The organism is Brachyspira innocens ATCC 29796, from assembly GCF_000384655.1.
Lineage (GTDB): Bacteria > Spirochaetota > Brachyspiria > Brachyspirales > Brachyspiraceae > Brachyspira > Brachyspira innocens.
In genome coordinates, this window is sequence record NZ_ARQI01000122.1 from 1 (window position 1) to 25,218 (window position 25,218).

Sequence of the window (25,218 nt, forward strand, 5' to 3'; positions counted from 1 at the left end):
TTATATCATAAAATCAAAATAGTTCGCTAAAAAACCCGTAGCAACTAAAGTTACTACGGGCTCACTATTTTGATTTATTGAAATCTAACTATATACAATATTATTTATCCTGTAATACTGCGATACCTGGAAGTTCTATTCCTTCTAGGAACTCTAAAGAAGCTCCGCCGCCTGTAGATACATGTGTCATCTTATCAGCAACACCTGATTTATTAACAGCAGATACACTATCCCCTCCTCCAATAATGCTTACACAGTTAGAATTAGCTATAAATTTAGCTACTTCAAATGTACCTTTAGCAAAATTAGACATCTCAAATACACCTAATGGTCCGTTCCAAACAACTGTTTTAGCATTTTTAAGTATGTCTTCAAGTTCTTTCAAAGTTTTAGGTCCAACGTCCATACCCATCCAACCAGCAGGTATAGCATTAGAATCTACTGTTTTTATATTAGCATCATTATCAAATTTATCAGCTATAACATTATCAACAGGCAAGTATAAAGTTTTGTTCAATTCTTTTGCCTTTTCCATAATTTCTTTAGCAGTGGCAATATAATCATCTTCGCATAAAGAAGCACCTATTTCTAATCCTTTAGCTTTAAGGAAAGTATAAGCCATACCGCCTACAACTATTAAAGTATCAACTTTGTTAAGTAAGTTTTTAAGTACAGAAATTTTTGAAGAAACTTTAGCTCCGCCTATTATAGCTACAAATGGACGAGCAGGATTAGCAACAGCATCACCCAAATATTTAATTTCTTTTTCCATTAAGAAACCAGCAACAGCAGGCATACCAGCTTTAGCAGATACTATTCCAGCTGTAGAAGCATGAGCTCTGTGAGCTGTACCAAAAGCATCATTAACATAAACATCAGCCAAATCAGCTAATTGTTTTGAGAATGCTGGATCATTTTTCTCTTCTTCTGCATGGTATCTTAAGTTTTCAAGTAAAAGTACATCTCCTGCTTTAAGTTCAGAAGCCTGTTTTTTAACTTCATCTCCTATACAGTCTTTAGCAAATTCCACTTTATTATTAGGAAGTTTAGTTTTCAAATAATCATAAACAGGTTTAAGAGAATATTTAGGATTAGGTTCACCTTTAGGTCTTCCTAAATGGCTCATAAGTATAAGGCATGCACCTTGAGAAAGTATATATTCTATAGTAGGCATAGCAGCATCTACTCTTGTAGTATCTGTAATTTTTGAACTAGTTTCTTTATCAAGAGGTACATTAAAGTCCACTCTCATTATTACTTTTTTACCTTTAATATCAATATCTTTTACTGTTTTTTTCATTTTTTTAATCCTTATATTATTATTGCTTATAAATATATAACAAGTACAAAAAATATTTAGTGTTATATATTTATAAAAATTTAAAGGGTGCTATAATTAAATATAACACCCTCCTTATAGCCTAATAAATTAATTATTATAACTTATATAATTATTTTTTGTTATACATATATAATAATAAATCAACTACTCTGTTAGAATAACCCCATTCATTATCATACCAAGAAACGATTTTGAAGAATCTTTTTTCATCTTTTAAGTTATTTTGAGTAGTAGCTAAAGAGTCATAAATAGAACTTCTATTATCATGTATGAAGTCGCTTGATACTAATTCTTCATTACAATAACCTAAAACACCTTTCATATAAGTTTCAGAAGCTTTTTTCATTAAAGCATCGATTTCTTTAATAGAAGTTTCTTTTTCACTTCTGAAAGTTAAGTCTACAACAGATACATCTGGAGTAGCAACTCTGAAACTCATACCAGTTAATTTACCTTTAGTAGAAGGTAAAACTTCACCAACAGCTTTAGCAGCACCAGTAGTAGAAGGTATAGTGTTTACAGCAGCAGCACGTCCGCCTCTCCAGTCTTTTTTAGAAGGACCGTCTACTGTTTTTTGAGTAGCAGTATAAGAGTGTATAGTAGTCATAAGACCTGTTTCTATACCGATACCTTCTTTAAGAAGTACATGTACTAATGGAGCTAAACAGTTAGTAGTACAAGAAGCATTAGATACTACATGATGATTAGCAGGATCATATTCTTCATGGTTTACACCATAAACAAAAGTTCTTAAATCACCTTTACCAGGAGCAGAAATAATAACTTTTTTAGCACCTGCTTTAATGTGTCCTTCTGCTTTTTCTTTTTCTGTATAAAGACCAGTAGATTCTATAACGAATTCAACACCCAAATCTTTCCAAGGAAGCTGTTCCAATTGATTTAATGGAGCTGCTTTAATACATTTTATTTTGTTGCCATTAACTACCAATACATCTTCACCTTCATGGCTAATATCTGCTTTCATTTTACCATGAACTGAGTCATATTTTAATTGATAAGCGAAGTATTGAGCATCAGTGCTTACATCTACAACACCAACTACATCAATTTCTTTGCCTAATAAACCGCGTTCTACCAATGCCTGAAAAACTAGACGTCCGATACGTCCGAAACCATTTATTGCTACTTTTACAGCCATAAATATACTCCTAAATTAAAATAATATTCTATAATGCGAACATATAAAATATGTCTATTATGCTACCATAAATAAAAGATTAAGTCAAGATTTTATTCATTATTATTGCATATATACTGAAAATTTTTAAGTTTGTGTATATTATATTTTTCAATTTTACATGGCTTATATGCAAAGAACAAAGCATACTGTAATTTAAGATAAGCTATTTTTACCATAACACAAAAATAATGTGCTTTCATATCCTAATCAAGATATATTACTTAATTTATTTTGATTATATTGATTTTTTATTTAAATTAATATAATTTGTTTAAATAAAAAGGCTTTATCATTATGAATAATATACTTTCATTAGATGAAATTAACAGCATAACAGATAAAAATTATAATAAGAAATTTGATAAACTTACTTCATTTGCAGATGATTCTATTATATCAAATGTACTCACTAAAGATAAAAAATCGTATGTTTCAAGTAAGGTAATAAGATATATATTAGGAGAATATATAGACATAAAAGAGCCTTACAGATTAAGAAATCCAGACTTGATATGTTTTTCTTTGGACACTGAAAGTTTAAGAGAGGCTTTTGAAAATGTGTATAATGCTTGGAAAGAAGATAATAAAACTAAAGGCATACTTTATCCATACTGTATATTCGCTAATAATATTCAGCTTGACAAACTTTATCAAAGGGCTAAAGATATTGCAAGCAGCAGATTTAAAATGGCATGCTTTATTTTGGAGGCAATAGCTTTAAGCGGAAGTAAAAGAGGTTTAGGTTTAGTTTATGAGGCTTCAAGAAAGTTTAAACAAGCTAGTGTGAGAAATACTTGTTCTAATATATTAGACTATATTACAAAAAAATTGGGTATAGGTAAAGAGGCTTTTGCTGATAAAATTATACCAGATTTTGATTTTGATAAAAACGGAATTAGAATTATAGAAAGTGAAGGTAAAAGATTCAAAGTAACTTTAAATTATGATTTTACTATATCAATATTCGATGAAATAAAAAATAAAGAGTACAAAACTCTGCCTAAAGATTTTCCAGAAGTACCAAAAAAGGAATTATCAAAATTAAAAAGCGAAATAAACAAAGTATTAAAACTTCAGACAGAACGTTTGCAGTTAGTTTTTATGGACGGTAGGAAATGGGCATTAAATGAATGGAAAGAGATATTTTTTGAAAATCCTATTATGAAAGTATTTGCTGTAAAACTTATTTGGGGCATTTATGATAATAACAATAAACTTCTAAACACCTTCAGGTATATGGAAGACGGTTCTTTTAATAATGCCTATGATGAGGAGATAACTATAGAAGGAGATGTTTTTATAACTTTGATAAGCCCCATAGAAATAGAAAAAAGTTTAATAGAAAAATGGAAAAATCAGCTTGCAGATTATGATATAATTCAGCCTTTTACTCAATTATCTTTAGAAAATAAAGATGATCTTATAGCAAAAATACCTAAAACTATAACTGTTGGGGCTATGAAATCTTTAGTTTCAAAGTTTAGTATGGAGAAAAATGACGGTGATGGCGGATTTATTTATAGTTATTTTATTTATGATACATATAAAGATGCTTATATTATAATTGAGCCTTCAAATGTTTATTATGGCTCTTCAAACAGTGATGAAACTGATATAAAAATAAAATTTAAAAATACTGATGAAAGATTTGAATACGGTGCTTATTTAATGCTTTCAGAGAGTATTAAATAAAAATGCTAAAGATTTTGATAAGGTTAAAGATAAATTATTTGATAAGGTTAAAGATAAATTAAAGGAGGTAAATAATATCATGCCTAAAGTAATTAATAAATATGAGCGTTTTATATCTAGTGAAGATGAAATAAAGGTTTATAATACGAGCTTTTTTATATGGTCAAACATTAATGTTAAGAAGAGAGCGTGAAGAAGGTTTACAGGAAGGTAGAAAAGAAGGTTTGCAAGAAGGAATGGAAAGAGGTATAGAAAAAGGTATACAAGAGGGTAGAAGAGAAGAGCAGATTGCTATAGCTAGAAGTTTAAAAAATGCTGGTATAGATATAAAAATTATCAGTGATAATACTGGGCTTAGTGTAGAAGAAGTATTAAAATTATAAATTCGAGTATATGTATACTTTTAATTTAAAAATAATAAATCCCTATAATAGGGACTTATTATTTTATCAACAATTATATTTCTATTTTTAAAGTATTCAATTATTTTTTGATTGCTTTATTTCCGCTTTCTTTAGCATTCATCAATGCTTCTTCTGCTTTCATCATACCAGCAGTTTTCTCTGTTTTATTTAAGTTAGCATTATCTGTTTTAGAAACTTCACTTTGTGTAGCTGTATTTATTTGAGATTCACTTGCAGCTCTCAAATCTCCAAATTCATTATTTACACTGCCATTTCCATCATCATCAGCAGAAGGTCTTGTAATAATTTGGGCTTTATCAGCTAAAGAAGATTGAAATACTTTTGTAGCTTCATCTTCGCTTTGAGCTTCTCTCACTTGTGAAACAGCAGCAGCTTCAGAAGCCATTAAATTGCCGCTTGAATGTACTATCATAACATCTTCTGGACGTACAGTAATAAGTCCGCTTTCTGTTCTTACAGCAAGCGCCACTCCAGTGTCATTTTCCATAACCATTTCAACTGGTCCCAAAAATCTATTTCCAGCCTCGTCCATAACTTCAACGCTCTTTCCAAGCATAGAATATCCTGTTTGGCTTGAATAAAATGTTTTCATAGAGTCAAGATTTTTATTAACCTCAGTCATTTGTTCAACAGATGAGAATTGTGCTAACTGAGCTATCATATCTCTGTTGTCCATAGGAGAAAGAGGGTCCTGATGGCTCATTTGTACTGTAAGGAGTTTTAAAAATGCATCTTTACCCAAAGAGTTTTGAGTAGGATCTCTTTGGAAATTATTCTGTAAGTTATAAGCTCCTACCTCTTGTTTTAAGATTTTTATTTCTCTCTCTGACATTTTTAATGCGTCTGCTGATATCATCTATTCATCTCCTTAAAAAATTATATCTAAAAACTACCCTATTTTTTTGAATAATACTTATATAAGCAAATTCAATTTTCTTTCTGGAACTATATATGCTTTTATATCGGCTTTTACTTCCTCTACATTATCAATATTTTCAGAAGCAAATCTGTTTCCAATATTATCTAATTCCTCACCAAAACCCCCATCATTATTAGGCATATCCTGTCTTAACATTACATCAAAACCTTCTATATTAATTCCTATCTCATTTAATGAAGTTATAACAGTGTCCAAATTTTTAGTAAATATATCTTTAACATCAGCATTATCAACAAATATTTTTCCTATTAAATTGTCTCCGTCCATACTTATTTTTAATCTTACTTTTCCTAAATATTCTGGATTAAGACTCATTAATACTTCACTTTTTCCATTATTAACAGCAACCTGAGCTTTTTCTACAAGTTTGCCCATTAAGTCTTGGAATTTTATCATGCTGTCTGTAAGGTTGGTACTATTATGTGTTTTTGATACATTATTATTGTAATGATTGTATCCTTTTAAATTAGTACCTTCTGCAGAATCTTTCATATTTATTATTGTGAGTTCTGCACCTTTATCATCTGAAATAGTATTGTTTACAGTGCTGTTATTATTTTTTACTTCAGAATTATCTTTTTTATCTGCATATTTGCTTTCTACATTGTCTGCATTATTAGCAATATTAATATCTGAAATACTGCTGTCAAAATCTATAGCAGTCTCTTCTGTATTAATATTTTCTATTTTTTTATCATTATCTTTATTTGAAGCAATTTTTATTTCTTTATCAGATTCTTTTACTTCAATTTTTTCTTTAATATCATCAGTCAATACTTCTTTTTTGTCTTCTTCATTATCACTGCTATCTATCATAGCTTTAATACTTTCTAATGATGCTATTAAATCTTCTAATTCTTTTTTATCTTCTTCATCTAAATCTTCTAAATTTAATGCTTCTATTTGTTTTTTTATACTCTCTATATCCTGAGTATTTTTAGCATTTTCTTTTTTATCTGATTTATCAGTTTTAGAGACAGCAGCTTCCTTGTCAGCATTTTCTTTACTGTTTACTAAAACTTTTTTTTCATCATTATTATTATTGGAAGCATTTTGGATTATTAGTTTAGCTTTTTCTTTTGTTATTGCTAATTTTTCTTTTACGGATATGTTTTCAGAATTAGTTTTATCAGTTTTTTCCTGAGCATTATTATCAGCTTTTATTTCATCTTTGTTTTCTTTTACAGTTTTATCTTCTGTATTGTCAGAAACTTTATTTTCTTCATTACCAGCATTTTCTGAAATTTTATTTGTATTGTTTTCAGAATTATTTTCTTTAGACGATATTTTCTCATCTGCTGAAGAGTTTGCAGCATTATCACTGTCATAATTATTATAATCATTATATTCTTCATAATCATTATAATTTTTATAATCTTCAGTATTATTTCTTTCTACCATCTTATTTGAAACACTTGAAGGAGCTGAATAAATATCTTCAGTTTGTGTTTTATTAAGCATATTAGCAAAAGAATCATCATAGCTGTAATTGTTCAAACTGTATGTATTATTGTTAGATGAAACATTAGTATCAACAAAAGATAATAAATTTCCTAATCCGTTTATCATAATTTACTTCCTAATTATTAGTTTATTACTATTATGTTAATATTCGGAAGTATAAAAATTTACTTTACAAAAATATACATTATGTTTATAAAAAATTATAATAATATAAGAGGCTCTTTTTGATACTTTCTGATATTATTCTATATAATATGCCTAAACAAATATAATTTATCAACTATGATATATTAGTTCTGGCACCTTCCATAATAGTATTGCTTATTATTATTAAATATCAACTTTTTTTCATAACTAAGTATTGTATATTTTTTATTCTATAATAAAACTAATTGATAATAAACTGAATTAGATGTATGATATATCATATTTTAAATTGGGAAAGCGTTTATGAAAAAGAAAATTATAATTTTATCATCTTTTATTGCTATCTTTATATTAAGTTGTTTTAATAACGATTCTATAGTAAAATTAAATAAATATGCAGGAAGATATGAAGGAACTATGAATACTGAAGCAAATGTAAGACAGCTTACTACCAATAAATGCACATTAATAGTTAATGAAGACAGCTCAATAGAAATTACTATTGAAGGCGGAAATATATATGATAAAAGACTTACAATATCAAAAGAAGAATTAACAAAAACAGATGATACTTCATATAATACATCTAAAGACGGTAATAATTACACTTTTATTTTTAATAATACATATATGACATTAAAAATAGAAAATACAGATAATACTGTAAGTGAAGGTAAACTCTCAAAAATTGGATAATAATAAATAAAAAATCCCTGACATTATATAAAATGACAGGGATTATATTTTAATTTTTTATTTATTCATTCTTTTTAAATATTCCCTGAAGCATTAAAGCCAAAGCTCCGTCTCCTGTTACATTGCATGCTGTACCGAAACTGTCCTGCAAAGCAAATACAGCAAGTATCAAAGCTGTTCCGTCATTATTAAAGCCCAAAACAGAAATAATTATACCCAAAGAAGCAACAACAGTTCCACCAGGTACACCAGGAGCACCTACGGCAAATATACCAAGAAGTACTACAAATAATATCATAGTTCCTACAGCAGGCAAATGTCCGTATAATATTTTTGATATAGTCATAACAAAGAAAGTTTCTGTAAGTACAGAACCGCATAAATGTATAGTTGAACCCATAGGTATAGCAAAGTTTACTATGTCTTTATCTAAAGCATCAGATTTATTTGCACATTTTAATGCCACTGGCAAAGTAGCAGCTGATGACATTGTACCTACTGCTGTAAGATATGCAGGTCCGTAATGCTTGAATACTCTTGCAGGATTTTTTTTGGATATTATTCCAGCTATAGAATATAATATAGTAAGCCATATAAAATGTCCTACTATAGCTATCAATATTACTATCAAAAATACAGGCACGCTTTTTATAATAGTTCCTTCATATGCTAAAGTAGCAAAAGTAGTTCCTATATAAAATGGTAGTATAGGAACTACAACTTTATTTACCAAAAATAACATTATATTATTAAGTTCATCTAATAGGTTCTCAAAATATTTTGACTTAGTCTTTACAACAGCAACACCTCCGCATATAGCCAAAAACAATGCTGTGATTACTGGAAATACTGGATTAATGTCTAATTTAAATATTATTTCAGGCAATTCTCTTAATCCCTCAACATTTGAAGGTATATTCAAATTAGGAATGATAATATATCCAGCTATAGTAGAAAATAAAGCAGCACCTACTGATGAAGTATAGGCAAGAGCAAGCATGACACCAAGCATTTTATTGGCCTCACTTCCCATTCTAGTAATAGCAGGAGCAATAAAACCTAATACTATCAAAGGAACCATAAATGATATTACCTGATTAAGCACATACTTAATAGACTGTATAACATTAATAACAGGAGCATTAGAATATGTACCTATTATAATACCAATTACTATACCTATAAACAGTTTAATTAAAAGATAATCTTTTTTTGATTTTTGTTCTAACTCTTCCATAAAATATTTGTCCTTGAATTTATTTTATAATATATAGTATATGCAATTTGAAAGAGCTTTGCAAAGATATAGTGATAATTTTATTAATTTTACAGAAATTAGAATCTGGCACTCAAATAAGGCATAGGGTTTTTATGATCTCCCCCTACTCTAACCTCAAAATGGCAGTGTATACCAGTAGTACGTCCAGTATTTCCTATTAGGGCTATTTTCTGACCGCGTTTAACTTTCTCGCCGTAATCTACTAACAATTTGGAATTGTGTCCGTAAGCCGTCTGAAATCCATTAGCATGCGTAATAAGTACAAACCAGCCGTAGCCGTTTCTCCAGCCTGAAAAAGTAACAGTTCCATCAGCAACTGCTAATATAGGAGTTCCATAAGGACCTGCTATATCTACACCATAGTGATAGCTTTTCTCCTGATTAAAAGGAGAAAGTCTGGCTCCAAAACCGCTTGAAATACGTCCGCCTCCTGCAACTGGCCAGCCTAATGGTATTTCTTTATGTATTTTAGGAGATACTTCCATAAATGCCAAAATATTTTTCTGATAGGCATTCACTTCAGCAAGCATTTTATTTATATTGGCAGATTCTGTATAATTAATATTATTGTTGTTATTAAATGTAGCTGTATCATTATAATCTATTGCATAAGATATAGTTCTCATAATATTATTATAGTCGGCTAATGCCTTTGAAAATCTGGTTAATGACTTTTTATAATCTTCTATAAGGGTATAAGTTTTAGCCTCTCTTGCAGAAAGAGTATTATAAAACTCTCTAGCTTCTTTCTGTTTATTATAGGCATCATACCCTGTATATACTAATGAAGAAAATACCAAAAGTAAGAAGATTATCATAAAATTATTGATAGGAAGCCTTACAGCATGTTCCTCATCATCATAGAATATAAGTATGCTTCTCTCATGATTACCTTTTCTTTTTACTGCTTCTATAATTGAAGAAAAGAAATGCCTTATACCGTATGTAGAATTATATATTTTTTGAAAAATTTTTTTACTTCTATTAAACTTTACTTTAGATCTAGGTGCTTTATATCTTTTTATTTTTAATTTAGTATTTTTTTTATAGCTTATATCAAAACGGGAAGTTTTATCGTCTATAGAATCATTAGATGTAGTTTTAAAATTACTGACAAACTTATTTGCAAGAGTTTTTACATCTTTTGAAGTTTCTTCTAAATAGTATTTATCCAACTGAGCATTAGATTTTTTTTCTTTTGTTATATTATCATCTGTTATTAAAATAATACTACTCCTTAAAAGTCATCAAATAATCCCTTATCTAAATTATCGTCAAGTCTTGATGAAATATTTAAATACGAATAAGCCTTATTAGTTGCCACTCTCCCTTTAGGGGTTCTTTTTATAAAGCCAGACTGTATCAAATAAGGCTCTATAACGTCCTCTATAGTTTCTATCTGCTCGGATAAAGAAACTGAAAGAGTGTCAACTCCTACAGGTCCGCCGTTATAGTGTTTAATAATAGTATTTAAATAAAGTTTGTCAAGTGCTTCAAAACCGTTTTTATCTATACCCAATTTCTCTAAAGAATCACTTGCAAAATCTTCATCTATTTTAAAAACATCATGTACAGTGGCAAAGTCAAAAACACGCCTTAAAAGCCTATTAACTATTCTAGGAGTACCCCTTGACCTTGAAGCTATTGAAAGAGCCGCAGAATCCGTTATATCTATATCCAAGAATTTGGAGCTTCTCTTTACTATATTTGCCAAATCTTCATTAGTATAAAACTCAAGACGCTCTACTATTCCAAATCTGTCATAAAGAGGCGTACTTAATAGGCCGCTTCTAGTTGTAGCACCTATCAAAGTAAAATGAGGAAGTTTTACCCTAAAACTTTTGGCACTTGTACCCTCTCCAACCTTTATATCTACAAAAAAATCCTCCATAGCAGAGTAAAGCACCTCTTCTACAACCGTTCTAAGGCGGTGTATCTCATCTATAAAAAGTATATCCTTCTCACCCAAAGTTGTAAGTATAGAAGCCAAATCACCAGGGCGTTCTATTATAGGGGCTGATGTTGCTTTGATACTGCTTCCCATCTCATTTGCTATTATTTGTGCAAGTGTTGTTTTTCCAAGCCCAGGCGGACCGTAAAATAATATATGATCCAAAGAAACATCTCTTTTTAAAGCACTCTTTATAAAAACTTTTAATTTTGATTTTATATTATTCTGTCCCAAAAAATCATCAAAACCTTTGGGTCTTATAGAGTTATTATTATCTTCCTTATCATAAGAAGTCTCTTCAGCATTAACTATACTTTCTTTATCCATAACTTTTTATAATTTTACAATACAAAAATATAGCATATATTATATACTAAAACTTATTAAATAACAAATTTATTTTATTTATGATTTTCAAAATATTCTTATAAAATATTTACACCATTTTATTATTAGTATTTATAATAAAATTAAACAGATTAATATAATGAAAATTTGTAAGTTTGACAAAAATATATTTTTTAGTTGTTTATGGATATATCAGGAAATTTATAGAAAACTAGTATAAATATTATCATTAGAATACTGATATAATTATAAAATAATATGCAGCTTATAATTTTATTAATCAGTTATAAACTGCATATTAATAGATTTATAAATTTAATAAAATTATTAATGCTAAAAAAATTAGTACTAAAGATTTAGAGAGCTTAAAAACTCCAATTTTCTCTCGCTCTGTTCATTATCTCCACCCTCATGACCATTAAATGTATAAACATTAATAGATTTATCTCCAGCATAATTATTATACGCAGCAAATACAGTTGAAGGAGGGCATATAATATCCATAAGGCCAACTGAAAATAATGCTTTAACTTTAGATCTTTTAGCAAATAAAGCTCCGTCAAAATATGATAAAGTGTTAAAAGCAGTTTTTTCATGCATCCTGTTTGTTTTGCAAAATCTTGCTATTTCATTATAAGGCAAAGTATCAGTAATAGTACATGCTCTTTTATAGTCGCATAAAAAAGGAACATCTATCATAGCAGCTTCAATTTTTTCTTTAGTAAGAGATGATAAACCCAAAAGAGCAAGAGATATACCGCCGCCCTGACTTGTACCATTTATAGCTATTTTTCCAGTCAAAGAATGTTCTTTTGCAGCCTCTACGGATTTAACAGCATCAATAAATACTCTTTTATAATAATAATCTTTTTTATCGAGTATACCCATAGTAAGAAAGCCGTCAGCATGAGGCGTAGAACCTATAGGGTCTGGAGTTAATGCACCATTTCCGCCTTCTGCTCCCTGACCTCTTACCTCCATTACAAATACACTGTATCCTGCTGAAGGAAAAAGCAAATGTTTAATAGGATAGTCTCTTCCTCCGCCGTATCCTGGATAGCACATTATGCATGTTAACTTTTTATTGTTTTCTGAAGCATATTTAGGTGCTATATACCAGCCGTTTATTTTATGCTTTAAATACCCATTAAAACTTACACTCCAAACATCAAATAATTTTAAATGTGTATCTATTAATGTATATTTAGCCTCTGTACTATGATTGTTTTCTTTTAAAGTATTATCCCAAAACTCATCAAAGTCTTTAGGCTCTTCAGATACACCTTTATATTTATAAAGTTCTTCCAAACTTAAATCAAAAAAAGCCATAATTAAAAATCCTTCCTAATTTTTAAATAATTAATTTTTAGTATAGTATAATTTCTTTTTTTTTCAATTATCTTTTAAGTATAGTAAAATACCTTTTTATATATTTTTACTATACTAAATTGTGAAAAATCAATTATAAAAAACATGTTAAACAAAAAATTATTTTTTATATGAATTAGTAAATAAAATATTACAAAAAAATAAAAAAATTAAAAATAGCTATATCAATTTTTTTTAAAAGATATATATTATTTCACAAAAGGGACGCTATAAAAAGTGTCCCTTTTTTTACTTTTAAAAAACTATGATAAAAAATAATATTTGTTAGGGTGTAAAAATGATAATTTTAATTTATTCTATGCCGTTTTTAATCTATTTGTGTTCAAGTATATTCAGCACTGTTTTAGTTATTAATGCCTCAAAGATGGGAGCTACTCCTTTTTTTATATCTATGCTTGGAGTCTCTTACGGTATGGGTATGATGATTACAGCTGGAATATTTTCTAAAATAAAAATACCAAAAAAATACTATACCAACTTAATATATATAGAAGCTGTAATGCAGATGATAATATCTGCTTTATGCCTTATATTTATGCCTATGGAAATGTCTGTTTTTTATTCATTTCTCTACGGATGCAGTACTACAATATTTTTTGTATGTTTTCAGTCATCGCTTGATATAGTTTCAAAGGATATGCCTATAAGATTAAGCGGAGCATTATTTATATTTTCTTGGTCTTTGGGTTTTGCTGTCGGACCTTCTATTACTGGACTTATATACGATATAAATTATAAAATAGGTTTTTATATTGTTATAGCTATGAGCTTTATTATTTTTATTTTCTTTTATCTATCTAGGCACTTGAGATTTAAAGCAAACAGAATAAAAAAATTCGACGAACCATTTATGAGAGCCCCAAGATATAAAGTATATATAGGCTGGCTTATAATATTTGTAGGCGCTTTGGTACTTCATACTTTAAGATTTATGTTTCTTGATTATGGTATAAAAGAGGCTGGGCTTTCTGAGGCTAAAGCTGCAATGCTTGTAGGAAGTTTATCGGCTTTTATGGCTGTTGGTACTTTAGTAGGATCTTTTTATTTAAGATTTTTAGAGAAAAAAAGAGTATTTACAATAGTAGGTCTTCTCACTCCTATAGCTTTAACATTAATTTTAATAAGCAAAAATTTTTATGTATTTATAATAGCGTTTATGTTTTTAGGACTTGTAAGCGGATTCGGATATTTCTTCGGGCTTTACTATGCTTTGGCTGATCAGGAAAACTCATCTTCAAATGTTGCTGTAAATGAAGCATTAACAGGGGTTGCGGCTTTATTTATACCTTTTAGTGTAGGATATTTAGCTTCGCATTATTCCTACTTTGTGGGATTTTTATTTATGATGATAGTATCTTTAATATGCTACATTATAGCAATAGTAATAATGTATAAGAAAAGACTATCTTCATATAAAGAAAAATTAAATGATGAAAAAATAGAAAACAGAATAATAAAACAATCAAATATGCAGTAATATTCACTGCTTAAAAAACAATTATTAATCAGAGGTTAAATAAAATGATTATTTTAGTTTATTCAATGCCTTTTCTAATTTACTTATGCTCAAGTATATTCAGTACAGTTTTGGTTATCAATGCTTCCAAAGCAATGGCAACACCATTTTTTATATCATTAATAGGTGTTTCATACGGTACTGGTATGATGATAAGTGCAAGTATATTTTCAAAGTTTAAAATACCAAAGAGAATATATCCTCAAATATTGTACGCAGAAGCATGCTCTCAAATAATAATATCTGTATTATGTTTGATATATTTAAAAAACGAGATGGTGCTTTTATATTCATTTTTATTTGGAGCTAATGTAACAGCATTTTTTGTATGTTTTCAGTCTTTACTTGATTCTGTTTCCAAAGATTTGCCTATAAGAATAAGCAGCGGGCTTTTTATATTCTCTTGGACTTTGGGGCTTGCCGTAGGACCTATTGTTACTGGTTTTATATATAAACTCAATCCTAATATAGGTTTTATTATTGTTATAGCTATGAGTATTTTAATATTTACTTTTTTCTATATGTCAAGGCATCTTCATTTGAAGGACAATCATCATAAATGGGAAGAGCCTTTTATGAGAGCTCCAAGGTACAAGGTATATATAGGCTGGCTTATAATATTTGTAGGTGCTGCTGTACTTCATACTTTAAGATTTATGTTTCTTGATTATGGTATTAAAGAGGCTGGACTTTCAGAATCTAAAGCTGCAATGCTTGTAGGAAGTTTATCGGCTTTTATGGCTATAGGGGCATTATTTTCTGCATTTTATTTAAGGTCTTTAGAAACAAAAAGAGTATTTACTGTGGTAGGATTATTAACTCCTGCTGCACTTACATTAATACTTATTACTAAAAATTTTTGGATATTTTTAATAGCATTTGTATTTTTAGGTTTTGTAAGCGGATTCGGATATTTCTTCGGGCTTTACTATGCTTTGGCCGACCAAGAAAACTCTACTGCAAATGTAGCTGTTAATGAGGCTCTTACTGGAATAGCTGCTTTAATAATACCTTTTGCTGTTGGGTATTTAGCTTCTAACTTTTCATATTTCATAGCATTTTTATTTATGATGATAGTATCTTTAATATGCTACTCTATAGCTATATATATAATGTGGCAGAAAAAAAGAACTGCTCTTCTTAAAGAGAAGTTTAAAAAAATTATAGAAGAAGCAGATGAACAGTATGAAAAATAAAATTTTATTAATACTATAATAAAAAATATAATACTCATTTATTAATAAAATGAGTATTATATTAATAAATAAAAAAAATTAAATAGCTTCTATATTTCTAGTAGCTACTATGTCCGCACCAGCAGCATTATGAAGCACAACATCTCCAATATGAATAGGAGCCTGAACTTCTACAGTTTTTAAAGCCTCTAAACATTCATTAATTCTTGATTTATCTATAGGCTCTTTAGTTTTTACTGGAAGCATTTTTAATTTTCCATTTTTTATTTTTACTATAGAAGTAACCATTCTCACTGGACGAACAACCTCATCTCTGGCATAAGTGTCTCCTCTTTTGCAGGTATTACCGCTTACACTCATAACCTGATTTCCGTCCATCTCCACAGACAAAGCACAGCCCATAGGGCAGCATATACAAGTTAATTCTTTTTTTTCCATATAATAATCCTTGAATAACACTTAATATTATTAATTGTCTTCTATCTTAAACTCAATATTTTTAAGACCTTCTTTTGAAAGCATAGCCTTATCTAATTTAACACTTTCCATTTCACCGGGAGCAAATATCAAATGCTTTTTATGTATTACTCTCTCACCGTCAAAATATACATTTAAGAATTTGTTTTGGAATATAGCACTTACTCTAAATCTTACCATAACATGATCATCTACATTATGAGCATTAATCATAGAAGGCACAGTATATCTCACACCATTAGAGCCTTTTAGAGATATAGAATTTGTGTTATCTCTTCTTTTGTTTTTAAGTACATACTCAGCAGCACTTTTTCCAGCAGTTTCAGCCTCTTCAGAAACAAAATCTACCAAGTCATGAACATGAAGAACATTACCGCAGGAGAATACTCCGTCAATATTAGTCTCCAAACTTTCATTAACTATAGCACCAGATGTTATAGGGTTAATCTCAACACCAATCTCTTTTGAAAGCTCATTTTCTGGTATAAGCCCAACAGACAAAAGCAAAGTATCGCATGAATAATATTCTTCAGTGCCTTTTATAGGCTTCATATTCTCATCAACTTTAGCTATTGTAACTCCTTCAAGTCTGTCCTTACCTTTTATGTCTATAACAGTATGACTTAATTTAAGAGGTATATTAAAATCGTCCAAACACTGAACTATATTTCTTTTAAGCCCTCCAGAAAAAGGAAGTATCTCAGCAACCACTTTAACTTTAGCTCCCTCAAAAGTCATTCTCCTAGCCATAATAAGACCAATATCCCCAGAACCAAGTATAACAACTTCCTTGCCAGGCATATATCCTTCTATATTTACTAAATGCTGAGCAGCACCAGCAGAAAATATTCCAGCAGGTCTAAATCCAGGTATATTCAAAGCCCCTCTTGAACGCTCACGGCAGCCCATAGCAAGTATCACAGCTTTGGCATTAATCTCAACTAAACCTTCTTCTTTATTTATATAAATAATTTTTTTAGTTTTATCATTATTGAGTACAATATCCAAAACCATAGTATTGAGTTTATAATTAATATTTAAATCATAAACTTTTTCTATAAATCTGTAAGCATATTCAGGACCTGTAAGCTCTTCACCAAATCTATGAAGCCCAAAACCATTATGTATGCATTGATTGAGTATGCCTCCAAGCACCTCATCGCGTTCCAACATAAGTAAATTATCTATGCCGTTTTCTTTAGCAGAAACAGCAGCAGCAAGCCCAGCAGGACCTCCGCCTATAACAACAACATCATAAGACTGCATTTTTACTCCTTAAATAAAAACAAATGATTATATTGTTTTTAATTAAATACTAATAATCTCTAAATCAAAAAGTTTCCTTATCATATCCGACAACTATTTCAGAGCCTTTGCCGCATTTAGTAATAGTTATAGGAGAAACATTAAGTTCTCTTGCTAATATCTCTATTATCTTAGGAGAACAGAAACCGCCCTGACATCTTCCAAGACCAGCACGTACTCTTCTTTTTACTCCGTCAAGAGATTTGGCTCCTATAGGACTTTTTATAGCTTCTACAATCTCACCCTCAGTTACCTTTTCACATCTGCATATTATATGTCCGTATAAAGGATTTTCTTTTATGAGTTTATTTTTCTCTTCATTAGAAAGTTTATTAAAATGAGTTATTCCCTTTCTTTTTTCTATAAAGTTTTCTTTTTTCTCGAAGTTTCCTTTTTTGCTTACGATGTCTGCCACCATTAAACCAATAGCAGGAGAAGAAACAAGACCAGGGGATTCTATACCAGCACAGTCGAAAAATCCTTCGCAGTCTTCAAGCTCTTTTATGATAAACTCATGATTATCTTCATGAGGACGAAGCCCGCAGAATGAAGTTATAACTTTATTATATGGTATATTTTTTACTGTGAGTTTTGACTTTTCTATAATCTGAGCAAGTCCTTCAGCTGTGGTATTTAATCCCTCTTTATCTTCTATATCAATAGCTGTAGGTCCAAGCATTATATTGCCATGAGCTGTAGGAGTAACTAATATACCTTTACCCAATTTTGTAGGAAGTGCAAATATTGTAGAAGTTACTAGATTATCAACTTCTTTGTCAAGCAATATATAGTCTCCTCTTCTTGGAGTAATATGTATTTTGTTTTGGCTCATCATATTATGAAACTTATCAGCATAAACTCCAGCAGCATTAACAATATATTTAGCTTTTATAGGTCCGTTATTAGTTTCAGCTTCAAAAGTGCCGTCATCAAGTTTTTTGATATTTATAACTTCAGTATAGAACTTAAATTCGACTCCGTTAGCATGAGCATTTTCAGCATAAGCAATATTTAATATAAAAGGATCAACTATACCTCCAGTAGGAGCATACAAAGCAGCACATACATTGTCGTTTAGATTAGGCTCTTTTTTATGAACTTCTTCTCTGTTTAATATTTGAAGTCCTTCAACTCCGTTTTTTATTCCTCTTTCATATATAGCTTTAAGATTAGGAATATCCTCTTCATTAGTACATACTACAAGTGAACCATTCTGTTTAAAAGGCACATCAAGGTCTTCGGCTATTTTTTTCATCATCTTATTGCCAAGAACATTTAACTTTGCCATAAGAGAACCATTTGCCGCATCAAAACCTGCATGCACTATTCCACTGTTGGATTTTGAAGTGCCTGAACAAACATCTTCGCCTCTTTCAACAACACATATACTAGCCTTATACCTAGATAGTTCGCGTGCTGAAGAAGTACCAGACACACCAGCACCAATAATTAATATATCATACATTATATATCCCTCGTAAATTATATTAGATGTTATTAATTGAAATAAATAATTAAGAACTAAATGCATATTAATATTCAATTATTACAGATGAATATTAATATGCAAGATAATGACAATAAGAAATTATAAAGCCCAGCCTCTTGATCTCTCAACAGCTTTTTTCCAGCCCATATATTTTTTATTTCTCTCTTCTTCTGAAAGTGAAGGAGTAAACTCTCTTTCTAATTTCCATCTATTTGCTATCTCATCTTTATCCTTCCAGAATCCTACAGCAAGTCCAGCCAAATAAGCAGCACCCAAAGCAGTAGTTTCTGTTATTTGAGGACGAAGAACTTTTGTATTAATAATGTCAGCTTGGAACTGCATTAAGAAATTATCACGGCAGGCTCCTCCGTCTACTTTTAATGAAGCTAATTTAACCCCGCTGTCAGCAACCATAGCATCAATAACATCTTTACTTTGATAAGCTATAGCCTCTTCTGCTGCTCTTATTATATGGCTTCTATTAACTCCTCTTGTAATACCTACTAAACAGCCTCTTGCATACATATCCCAATAAGGAGCACCAAGACCAACAAAAGCAGGTACCAAATAAACTCCGTTAGTATCTTTTACTTTTGTAGCGAAATATTCAGTATCTTTTGCATCATGAAGAAGTCTTAATTCATCACGTACCCACTGTATAACAGCACCAGCTATAAATACAGAACCTTCTAAAGCATATTCTATTTTTCCGTTATATCCTATTCCTATAGTAGTAATAAGTCCGTTCTTACTTAATATAAAATTCTCTCCTATATTCATAAGAATGAAACTTCCAGTACCATAAGTATTTTTTGTATCGCCTTTATTAAATCCAGCCTGACCGAATAATGCAGATTGCTGGTCTCCTGCTATTCCAGATATAGGTACTTCTTTACCGTTAATATTAGCATATCCATAAACACAGGAAGAGTCTTTTACCTCTGGAAGCATGCTCATAGGTATATCTAATTCTCTTAAAATGTTTTCGTCCCATTTAAGTTCTTTGATATTATAAATCATAGTTCTTGATGCATTAGTATAGTCAGTAACATGAACTTTACCGCCTGTAAGTTTCCATACCAGCCAAGTATCTATTGTACCGAAAAGCAAATCTCCTTTATTGGCTTTTTCTCTAGCCCCCGGAACATTGTCTAGTATCCATTTTATTTTAGTACCAGAGAAATAAGCATCTACTACCAAACCAGTATTTTCTCTTATATAAGTATCAAGACCTTTTTTCTTTAAATCATCACAAATAGGAGCAGTTCTCCTACATTGCCACACTATAGCATTATAAACAGGCTCTCCAGTATTTTTATCCCATACAACAGTAGTTTCCCTTTGATTTGTAATACCAATAGCAGCTATCTCTTCAGGCTTAACTCCTGCAATCTGTATTGCTTCTTGTAAAACCCCAAACTGAGTAGCCCAAATTTCGGCAGCATTATGTTCAACCCAGCCTTCATGAGGATAAATTTGAGTGAACTCTTTTTGAGCAACAGAAACCATATTCTGATCATAATCAAATACTATAGCTCTGCTACTGGTTGTTCCTTGATCTATTGCAACTACATATTTAGACATAATTAAAACTCCTTTAATTTTTATTTTTACACCCCGTTTTTATTGTTTTTTAGCAAATACTTTTCCAACAGTAAAATCATATATAATAGCACCTAAAACTCCGCCTACTATAGGTCCTACAATTGGAACTATCCATATATTACTTCCGTCAGTAAGTCCGTTATTTTTAAATCCTGCAGCAACAGCAAAAAGTCTAGGTCCTAAATCTCTTGCTGGATTGATAGCATAACCATGCATAAAACCAAATGAAAGTCCTATAGCAACTATTATAAGCCCAACTACTATAGGTCCTAAATTAGAGCCTGCAGGAGTATTATTAGCATCTCCTGTAGCAAGAATTAAAAATACTAAAAGAAATGTTCCTACTACTTGGTCTATAAATCCAGGCCAAAATCCAGGTACTGCAGGAAAAGTAGCAAAAACACCTGTAGTGCTTGAAAATGTAGGATCAACTTCTATCCACTTTCCATAATAAACAGCAAATACTATAGCAGCCCCTATAAAACAGCCTATCATCTGTGCTATAACATAATACCAAACTTTAGACCACTGAAAACGTCCTGTAGTGGCTAATGTTAAAGTAACAGCTGGATTAAGATGAGCACCGCTTATCTTTCCAGATGCATATATACCAAAAGTAACGGCAAGTCCCCAAGCTATGTGTATATTAATAGCTGCCCCATTATTACATACATTAACTGCTGCAACTACACCGCATCCAAATAAAATTAAAATCATAGACCCCATCAATTCAGCTAAAAATTCTGCTTTCTTACTATACATACTTTAACCTCCATAAATAATAGTTTTTTAATAATATGTGTTTTTAATTAATTAATTTATTCCGCCTACTCTATACTGCTCGCATACTGGACATCTTTTTGGGGCAGATGCCTCATTATGCACATAACCGCATTTGCTGCATTGCCATTTCTTTATGCTTTCAACATTTTCTCCCAAATATTTTTCAAACATCTTTTTGTGTTCTTCTTCTATCTTTCCTACATGCTCAAAAAGTATGGCTATATCATTAAAGCCTTCCTCTCTTGCAGTTTCAGCAAATTTTAAATACATATCTGTAGATTCGTAAGTCTCCCCTGCTATAGCGTCTTTTAGATTTTCATCTTTTGAAAGTATTCCATGATAGCGTTCAAACCATAATTTACCATGTTCCTGCTCATTTCTGGAGGCTTTCTCATAGGCTAATGCCAAATTTTCCATTCCTTCTTCCCTAGCTTTTTCGGCATAGTACATATATTTGCACCTCGCCATCGCTTCCCCTATAAAAGCAGTCTTTAAATTCTCAGCTGTTTTTGATTTTTTTAAATCCATCATTACCTCCAATCTTTTAATTATTTGTTCTATATTAATTAGTATAGAAATTTTATTAATGAAATATATATGAATGCTTAAAAAAAACGTTTTTTTTCATGTTTTCAAGATAAAAAATAATAGAAATATAATAAAAATTATTTGATTTGTGTAAATTATACATATACCATGTTATAGTATAATTTATATTGCTTTTAATGTGAATTACGCTAACTTTAATAAATCATTAATATACCTAAAAATATACCTATACCATGTACATGTATATTAACAGAAAAATCAAAAATATTATTTTATACATTTTCTACATTGCTGCTAGGTTTATTTTTATTATAAAGCATAACCACACAAAGAAAAGCAAGAACTGATAATACAGCCCCACCAAAACCCACAAACCTAACTCCAAAATTATCAAATATACTGCTTCCTACAAATGAACCCAAAGCTATACCGAAATTAAATGAAAATGAATTATTTGATGAAGCTAATGTAAGACATGATGGATACTCTTTTTCTGTAAAATCAAGTATGTTAAGCTGAACAGGAGAGTTCATTAAGTACATTAAAAAGCCTATAACAAGTATTACAATAGCTGCACTTACATAATTAAGCAAAGCAAAAGGAAGTATTATCATACACAAAAACTGCATTATAAAAATAAATCTTAATCTATAAACTCCATTATGCTCGGCGAGTTTACCAGAAAGTAAATTGCTAAAAAGAACCGTAATACCAAAAACAAGTAATGCTGCACTGATATATTTATTTGGTATATGAACATAATCAAGAAAAATAGGTTTCAAATAAGTGTATAGCACATATGAGGATGCTGCTCCAAAAAGTATTGTAAAAGTACTTAGTATAAATCTTATATCTTTAAATAAGACAAACTGGCTTAATAATTTTACTTTATGACTTACTGTATTTCTCGGAAGAGTTATAAACATTAAAACAGTCATAACGGCACTAAAAATAGAGATGAATATAAAAGAAGAACGCCAGCCAAAATTGTAGCTTAAAGTTGTTCCTATAGGCACTCCGAAAATAGAGGCTATACTAAATCCAGAGTAAATACAAGCTACTACCATAGGTCTTTTTTCTTTTGATGATACATACGGACTAAAAGATATTGAAACCGATATCAGAGAACCTGAAATTACAGCAATAAGCATTCTTAAAATAAGGAGGAATGTATAATTATAAGCTAATGAACATAAAAAGTTAAGAATGATAAATATTATGCTAGCAAATATTATAAAATGGAATCTGTTAAACTTACCTGCTATAGCAGCTGAAAAAGGCGTACATACAGAATAAGCTAAAGCAAACATAGAAACGAGACCTCCAGCTTTAACTTCTGTAATATTAAAACTCTCAGCTATTTCTGTTAAAACACCTATGACTATAAACTCGCTTGTACCTAAAGCAAAACTTAAAAGCACCAATGCTATTATAGCCAATAATTTATTTTCTTCTTTTTTTACTTCTGATATACTATCTTCTAACACTGACATAATTTTTTCTCTAAAAAATTACTGTTAATGATATATTATGTTCAAAAAAATTCAATTAAGATATATAATTTTTTTAATAATTTTGATATTTTTTTATATTAATTTATAGGATACTTGTATGAAATATACAAATAAATCATATTTTGACAAAGCAAAAGAGAAAGAAGAAGAAGGTAATTATGATGAGGCATTAGAATATTATGAAAAAGCATTAGAAGAAGATGATGAAAATATTGAGGCCTACTTTAGTATTAACCTTATAAAATCCTACATCGAAATTGAGAAAAACACTCAAGATAAAGAAAAACCAAACAAACATACTAAACTTTTTAATGTATTAAATGATTTTTTAGATAATGATAGAAAATAATAAGTGATAATTACTATAAAATATCATTAATATAATTATAAATCTCAGAGGCAAATACATTATGTCCGTTTTCGCTTAAATGAACCCCATCAAAAAATATATCATAATAATGATTTTCTTTTAATATTTTATTTACGAATAAATTATAAACATCTATGCTTTTTATGTTATTTGTTTTTGTATATTGATTGATAAAATTAACATACTCTTTTAAAATATTATCAAACTCTTCTATGTTATTTGATTCAAAAAAAGCAAATGCCTCCTTAATAAAAGCAATAGGAGTAAATACTATTATATCAATATTATTTTCCAAAGATTTATTAACTATGCTTATTAAATTATTTTCTATTTTTTTTACATGTTTGCAGGTAAATATATCATTAACTCCTCCCATCAAAATAACAGTATCAGCATTTACACAGTCTCTGTCAAAACGAGCAAGCATACCAGATATCATATCACCGTTAATGCCTTTATTAATAAAAGTAAAGTCTTTGTTATCATTACTAAATTTATCATTTAATATTTCAGTCCACACTTTATCCCTTGACACCATATATCCGTAAGTGGTGCTGTCACCCAAACAAACTATTTTTTTCATAGCATTATTTTCCTAAAATTTGTATTATATTATATAATAACAATATAAATATTTAAATAAAAAATTATTACGGAGCATATATAATGAACGATTTTAAAAGCCTAAAAGATACATTCACATTAAGTAATGGATATAAAATTCCATGCATAGGATTTGGTACTTGGCAGACACCAGACGGAGAAACTGCTGTAAATGCTGTAAAAGAGGCCATAAAATTAGGATACAAACATATTGATACAGCAGCAATTTACGGAAATGAAAAAAGTATTGGAAAAGCAATCAAAGAAAGCGGTATTAATAGAGATGAACTTTTTATCACAAGCAAAGTTTGGAATAAAGAGCGAGGATATAAAACAACACTAAAAGCTTTTGAAAAAACTCTTAATGATTTGTCTCTTGATTATCTTGACTTATATCTTATTCACTGGCCTGCCTCTGTAAATCAATTTAAAGATTGGGATAATATTAATTTGGAAACTTGGAGAGCTATGACTGAACTTTATAAAGCAGGAAAAATAAAATCAATAGGCGTATCTAACTTCATGCCTCATCATTTAAAATCATTAATGGAAACAGAAATTAAGCCTATGGTTAATCAGATAGAGTTTCATGTTGGATTTATGCAGGAAGAAACTTTTAAATACTGCAATGATAATAATATATTAATAGAAGCTTGGAGTCCTTTGGGTACTGGAAAAATGCTTGATAATAATACATTAAAAGAAATAGCTAACAAATATAATAAATCTATAGCTCAGCTTTGCATAAGATGGTGTCTTCAAAATAATACTTTGCCTTTACCAAAATCTGTAACTCCATCACGAATAAAGAAAATACAGAAATATTTGATTTTGTCATAAGCGATGAAGATATGAAAAAAATAAATAGTATGCCTTATTTCGGAGGATCAGGACATCACCCAGATAAAGTAAATTTCTAAAATGGTTTAATAGAAAA

At 29.8% G+C, this 25,218-nt stretch carries 22 protein-coding genes and 1 pseudogene; 7 read left to right on the forward strand and 16 right to left on the reverse strand.

What is annotated here, in order from left to right; translation table 11 throughout:
- Positions 1 to 100 precede the first annotated feature (100 nt).
- Both F811_RS0111080 and gap read right to left on the reverse strand, forming a co-directional pair.
- Positions 101 to 1,300 (reverse strand): phosphoglycerate kinase, encoded by a 1,200-nt coding sequence (locus F811_RS0111080; RefSeq protein WP_020005310.1) that lies wholly within the window; start codon positions 1,298 to 1,300, stop codon positions 101 to 103.
- A gap of 151 nt (positions 1,301 to 1,451) precedes the next feature.
- Entirely contained in the window at positions 1,452 to 2,501 is a 1,050-nt protein-coding gene (gene gap, locus F811_RS0111085; protein WP_020005311.1) for a type I glyceraldehyde-3-phosphate dehydrogenase, read from the reverse strand.
- A 336-nt stretch (positions 2,502 to 2,837) separates the two neighbouring features.
- Between gap and F811_RS0111095 the strand changes: the two genes are divergently transcribed.
- Together F811_RS0111095 and F811_RS17180 are read left to right on the forward strand one after the other, a co-directional pair.
- Positions 2,838 to 4,235 (forward strand): DUF4132 domain-containing protein, encoded by a 1,398-nt coding sequence (locus tag F811_RS0111095; protein WP_020005313.1) that lies wholly within the window; start codon positions 2,838 to 2,840, stop codon positions 4,233 to 4,235.
- 10 nt (positions 4,236 to 4,245) lie between these two features.
- A pseudogene (locus tag F811_RS17180) lies at positions 4,246 to 4,618 on the forward strand (Rpn family recombination-promoting nuclease/putative transposase); the annotation flags it as partial.
- 100 nt (positions 4,619 to 4,718) lie between these two features.
- Here F811_RS17180 and F811_RS0111105 read toward each other — a convergent pair.
- Positions 4,719 to 5,516 (reverse strand): flagellar hook assembly protein FlgD, encoded by a 798-nt coding sequence (locus tag F811_RS0111105; RefSeq protein ID WP_020005315.1) that lies wholly within the window; start codon positions 5,514 to 5,516, stop codon positions 4,719 to 4,721.
- Between the two features lie 57 nt (positions 5,517 to 5,573).
- On the reverse strand, positions 5,574 to 7,169 hold the full coding sequence (locus F811_RS0111110; RefSeq protein ID WP_020005316.1) for a flagellar hook-length control protein FliK: 1,596 nt from the start codon (positions 7,167 to 7,169) through the stop codon (positions 5,574 to 5,576).
- 345 nt (positions 7,170 to 7,514) lie between these two features.
- On the opposite strand from F811_RS0111110, the gene F811_RS0111115 reads away from it, so the two are divergent.
- Complete coding sequence (locus F811_RS0111115; protein WP_020005317.1) at positions 7,515 to 7,907, forward strand: hypothetical protein; 393 nt, start codon at positions 7,515 to 7,517, stop codon at positions 7,905 to 7,907.
- Between the two features lie 61 nt (positions 7,908 to 7,968).
- On the opposite strand, the gene F811_RS0111120 is transcribed toward F811_RS0111115, so the two are convergent.
- The 4 genes from F811_RS0111120 to F811_RS0111135 form a co-directional block, all read right to left on the reverse strand.
- Positions 7,969 to 9,144 (reverse strand): dicarboxylate/amino acid:cation symporter, encoded by a 1,176-nt coding sequence (locus tag F811_RS0111120; protein WP_020005318.1) that lies wholly within the window; start codon positions 9,142 to 9,144, stop codon positions 7,969 to 7,971.
- A 98-nt stretch (positions 9,145 to 9,242) separates the two neighbouring features.
- Positions 9,243 to 10,361 carry a M23 family metallopeptidase gene (locus F811_RS0111125; protein WP_020005319.1) on the reverse strand — a complete coding sequence of 373 codons (1,119 nt, stop codon included), beginning with the start codon at positions 10,359 to 10,361 and terminating at the stop codon, positions 9,243 to 9,245.
- Positions 10,362 to 10,423: 62 nt separating this feature from the next.
- The gene (gene ruvB, locus F811_RS0111130) at positions 10,424 to 11,464 is read right to left on the reverse strand and encodes a Holliday junction branch migration DNA helicase RuvB (RefSeq protein ID WP_020005320.1); all 1,041 of its coding nucleotides are present in this window, start codon (positions 11,462 to 11,464) and stop codon (positions 10,424 to 10,426) included.
- A 369-nt stretch (positions 11,465 to 11,833) separates the two neighbouring features.
- On the reverse strand, positions 11,834 to 12,814 hold the full coding sequence (locus F811_RS0111135; RefSeq protein ID WP_020005321.1) for an acetylxylan esterase: 981 nt from the start codon (positions 12,812 to 12,814) through the stop codon (positions 11,834 to 11,836).
- A 337-nt stretch (positions 12,815 to 13,151) separates the two neighbouring features.
- On the opposite strand from F811_RS0111135, the gene F811_RS0111140 reads away from it, so the two are divergent.
- Both F811_RS0111140 and F811_RS0111145 read left to right on the forward strand, forming a co-directional pair.
- Complete coding sequence (locus F811_RS0111140) at positions 13,152 to 14,351, forward strand: MFS transporter (protein ID WP_020005322.1); 1,200 nt, start codon at positions 13,152 to 13,154, stop codon at positions 14,349 to 14,351.
- Between the two features lie 44 nt (positions 14,352 to 14,395).
- Positions 14,396 to 15,586: an MFS transporter gene (locus F811_RS0111145; RefSeq protein ID WP_020005323.1), complete on the forward strand. Its 1,191-nt coding sequence runs from the start codon at positions 14,396 to 14,398 to the stop codon at positions 15,584 to 15,586.
- Positions 15,587 to 15,664: 78 nt separating this feature from the next.
- On the opposite strand, the gene F811_RS0111150 is transcribed toward F811_RS0111145, so the two are convergent.
- From F811_RS0111150 to F811_RS0111180, 7 genes are all read right to left on the reverse strand, one after another.
- Complete coding sequence (locus tag F811_RS0111150; RefSeq protein WP_020005324.1) at positions 15,665 to 16,024, reverse strand: DUF1667 domain-containing protein; 360 nt, start codon at positions 16,022 to 16,024, stop codon at positions 15,665 to 15,667.
- A 30-nt stretch (positions 16,025 to 16,054) separates the two neighbouring features.
- On the reverse strand, positions 16,055 to 17,329 hold the full coding sequence (locus F811_RS0111155; protein ID WP_020005325.1) for an NAD(P)/FAD-dependent oxidoreductase: 1,275 nt from the start codon (positions 17,327 to 17,329) through the stop codon (positions 16,055 to 16,057).
- Between the two features lie 64 nt (positions 17,330 to 17,393).
- Complete coding sequence (locus F811_RS0111160) at positions 17,394 to 18,833, reverse strand: NAD(P)/FAD-dependent oxidoreductase (protein WP_020005326.1); 1,440 nt, start codon at positions 18,831 to 18,833, stop codon at positions 17,394 to 17,396.
- Positions 18,834 to 18,956: 123 nt separating this feature from the next.
- Positions 18,957 to 20,441 carry a glycerol kinase GlpK gene (glpK, locus tag F811_RS0111165; protein ID WP_020005327.1) on the reverse strand — a complete coding sequence of 495 codons (1,485 nt, stop codon included), beginning with the start codon at positions 20,439 to 20,441 and terminating at the stop codon, positions 18,957 to 18,959.
- A gap of 39 nt (positions 20,442 to 20,480) precedes the next feature.
- Entirely contained in the window at positions 20,481 to 21,224 is a 744-nt protein-coding gene (locus F811_RS0111170) for an MIP/aquaporin family protein (RefSeq protein ID WP_020005328.1), read from the reverse strand.
- A 51-nt stretch (positions 21,225 to 21,275) separates the two neighbouring features.
- Positions 21,276 to 21,773, reverse strand: a complete 498-nt coding sequence (locus tag F811_RS0111175; RefSeq protein WP_020005329.1) for a rubrerythrin family protein — start codon at positions 21,771 to 21,773, stop codon at positions 21,276 to 21,278.
- A gap of 293 nt (positions 21,774 to 22,066) precedes the next feature.
- Entirely contained in the window at positions 22,067 to 23,287 is a 1,221-nt protein-coding gene (locus F811_RS0111180; protein ID WP_020005330.1) for an MFS transporter, read from the reverse strand.
- A gap of 118 nt (positions 23,288 to 23,405) precedes the next feature.
- Between F811_RS0111180 and F811_RS0111185 the strand changes: the two genes are divergently transcribed.
- A complete protein-coding gene (locus F811_RS0111185) occupies positions 23,406 to 23,657 on the forward strand; it encodes a tetratricopeptide repeat protein (RefSeq protein WP_020005331.1) in 252 nt (83 codons plus the stop codon).
- Between the two features lie 13 nt (positions 23,658 to 23,670).
- Here the strand turns inward: F811_RS0111185 and F811_RS0111190 are convergent, their stop codons facing one another.
- Positions 23,671 to 24,261 (reverse strand): GDSL-type esterase/lipase family protein, encoded by a 591-nt coding sequence (locus F811_RS0111190; protein ID WP_020005332.1) that lies wholly within the window; start codon positions 24,259 to 24,261, stop codon positions 23,671 to 23,673.
- 83 nt (positions 24,262 to 24,344) lie between these two features.
- Here F811_RS0111190 and F811_RS16100 point away from each other — a divergent pair, with 83 nt between their 5' ends.
- Entirely contained in the window at positions 24,345 to 25,121 is a 777-nt protein-coding gene (locus F811_RS16100) for an aldo/keto reductase (protein ID WP_342662783.1), read from the forward strand.
- Positions 25,122 to 25,218: the final 97 nt, after the last annotated feature.

Bases quoted from the DNA above. Each gene is read 5' to 3' on its own strand.
- F811_RS0111080 (WP_020005310.1), bottom strand. From the start codon at position 1,300: ATGAAAAAAACAGTAAAAGATATTGATATTAAAGGTAAAAAAGTAATA.
- gap (WP_020005311.1), bottom strand. From the start codon at position 2,501: ATGGCTGTAAAAGTAGCAATAAATGGTTTCGGACGTATCGGACGTCTA.
- F811_RS0111095 (WP_020005313.1), top strand. From the start codon at position 2,838: ATGAATAATATACTTTCATTAGATGAAATTAACAGCATAACAGATAAA.
- F811_RS0111105 (WP_020005315.1), bottom strand. From the start codon at position 5,516: ATGATATCAGCAGACGCATTAAAAATGTCAGAGAGAGAAATAAAAATC.
- F811_RS0111110 (WP_020005316.1), bottom strand. From the start codon at position 7,169: ATGATAAACGGATTAGGAAATTTATTATCTTTTGTTGATACTAATGTT.
- F811_RS0111115 (WP_020005317.1), top strand. From the start codon at position 7,515: ATGAAAAAGAAAATTATAATTTTATCATCTTTTATTGCTATCTTTATA.
- F811_RS0111120 (WP_020005318.1), bottom strand. From the start codon at position 9,144: ATGGAAGAGTTAGAACAAAAATCAAAAAAAGATTATCTTTTAATTAAA.
- ruvB (WP_020005320.1), bottom strand. From the start codon at position 11,464: ATGGATAAAGAAAGTATAGTTAATGCTGAAGAGACTTCTTATGATAAG.
- F811_RS0111135 (WP_020005321.1), bottom strand. From the start codon at position 12,814: ATGGCTTTTTTTGATTTAAGTTTGGAAGAACTTTATAAATATAAAGGT.
- F811_RS0111140 (WP_020005322.1), top strand. From the start codon at position 13,152: ATGATAATTTTAATTTATTCTATGCCGTTTTTAATCTATTTGTGTTCA.
- F811_RS0111145 (WP_020005323.1), top strand. From the start codon at position 14,396: ATGATTATTTTAGTTTATTCAATGCCTTTTCTAATTTACTTATGCTCA.
- F811_RS0111150 (WP_020005324.1), bottom strand. From the start codon at position 16,024: ATGGAAAAAAAAGAATTAACTTGTATATGCTGCCCTATGGGCTGTGCT.
- F811_RS0111155 (WP_020005325.1), bottom strand. From the start codon at position 17,329: ATGCAGTCTTATGATGTTGTTGTTATAGGCGGAGGTCCTGCTGGGCTT.
- F811_RS0111160 (WP_020005326.1), bottom strand. From the start codon at position 18,833: ATGTATGATATATTAATTATTGGTGCTGGTGTGTCTGGTACTTCTTCA.
- glpK (WP_020005327.1), bottom strand. From the start codon at position 20,441: ATGTCTAAATATGTAGTTGCAATAGATCAAGGAACAACCAGTAGCAGA.
- F811_RS0111170 (WP_020005328.1), bottom strand. From the start codon at position 21,224: ATGTATAGTAAGAAAGCAGAATTTTTAGCTGAATTGATGGGGTCTATG.
- F811_RS0111175 (WP_020005329.1), bottom strand. From the start codon at position 21,773: ATGGATTTAAAAAAATCAAAAACAGCTGAGAATTTAAAGACTGCTTTT.
- F811_RS0111180 (WP_020005330.1), bottom strand. From the start codon at position 23,287: ATGTCAGTGTTAGAAGATAGTATATCAGAAGTAAAAAAAGAAGAAAAT.
- F811_RS0111185 (WP_020005331.1), top strand. From the start codon at position 23,406: ATGAAATATACAAATAAATCATATTTTGACAAAGCAAAAGAGAAAGAA.
- F811_RS0111190 (WP_020005332.1), bottom strand. From the start codon at position 24,261: ATGAAAAAAATAGTTTGTTTGGGTGACAGCACCACTTACGGATATATG.
- F811_RS16100 (WP_342662783.1), top strand. From the start codon at position 24,345: ATGAACGATTTTAAAAGCCTAAAAGATACATTCACATTAAGTAATGGA.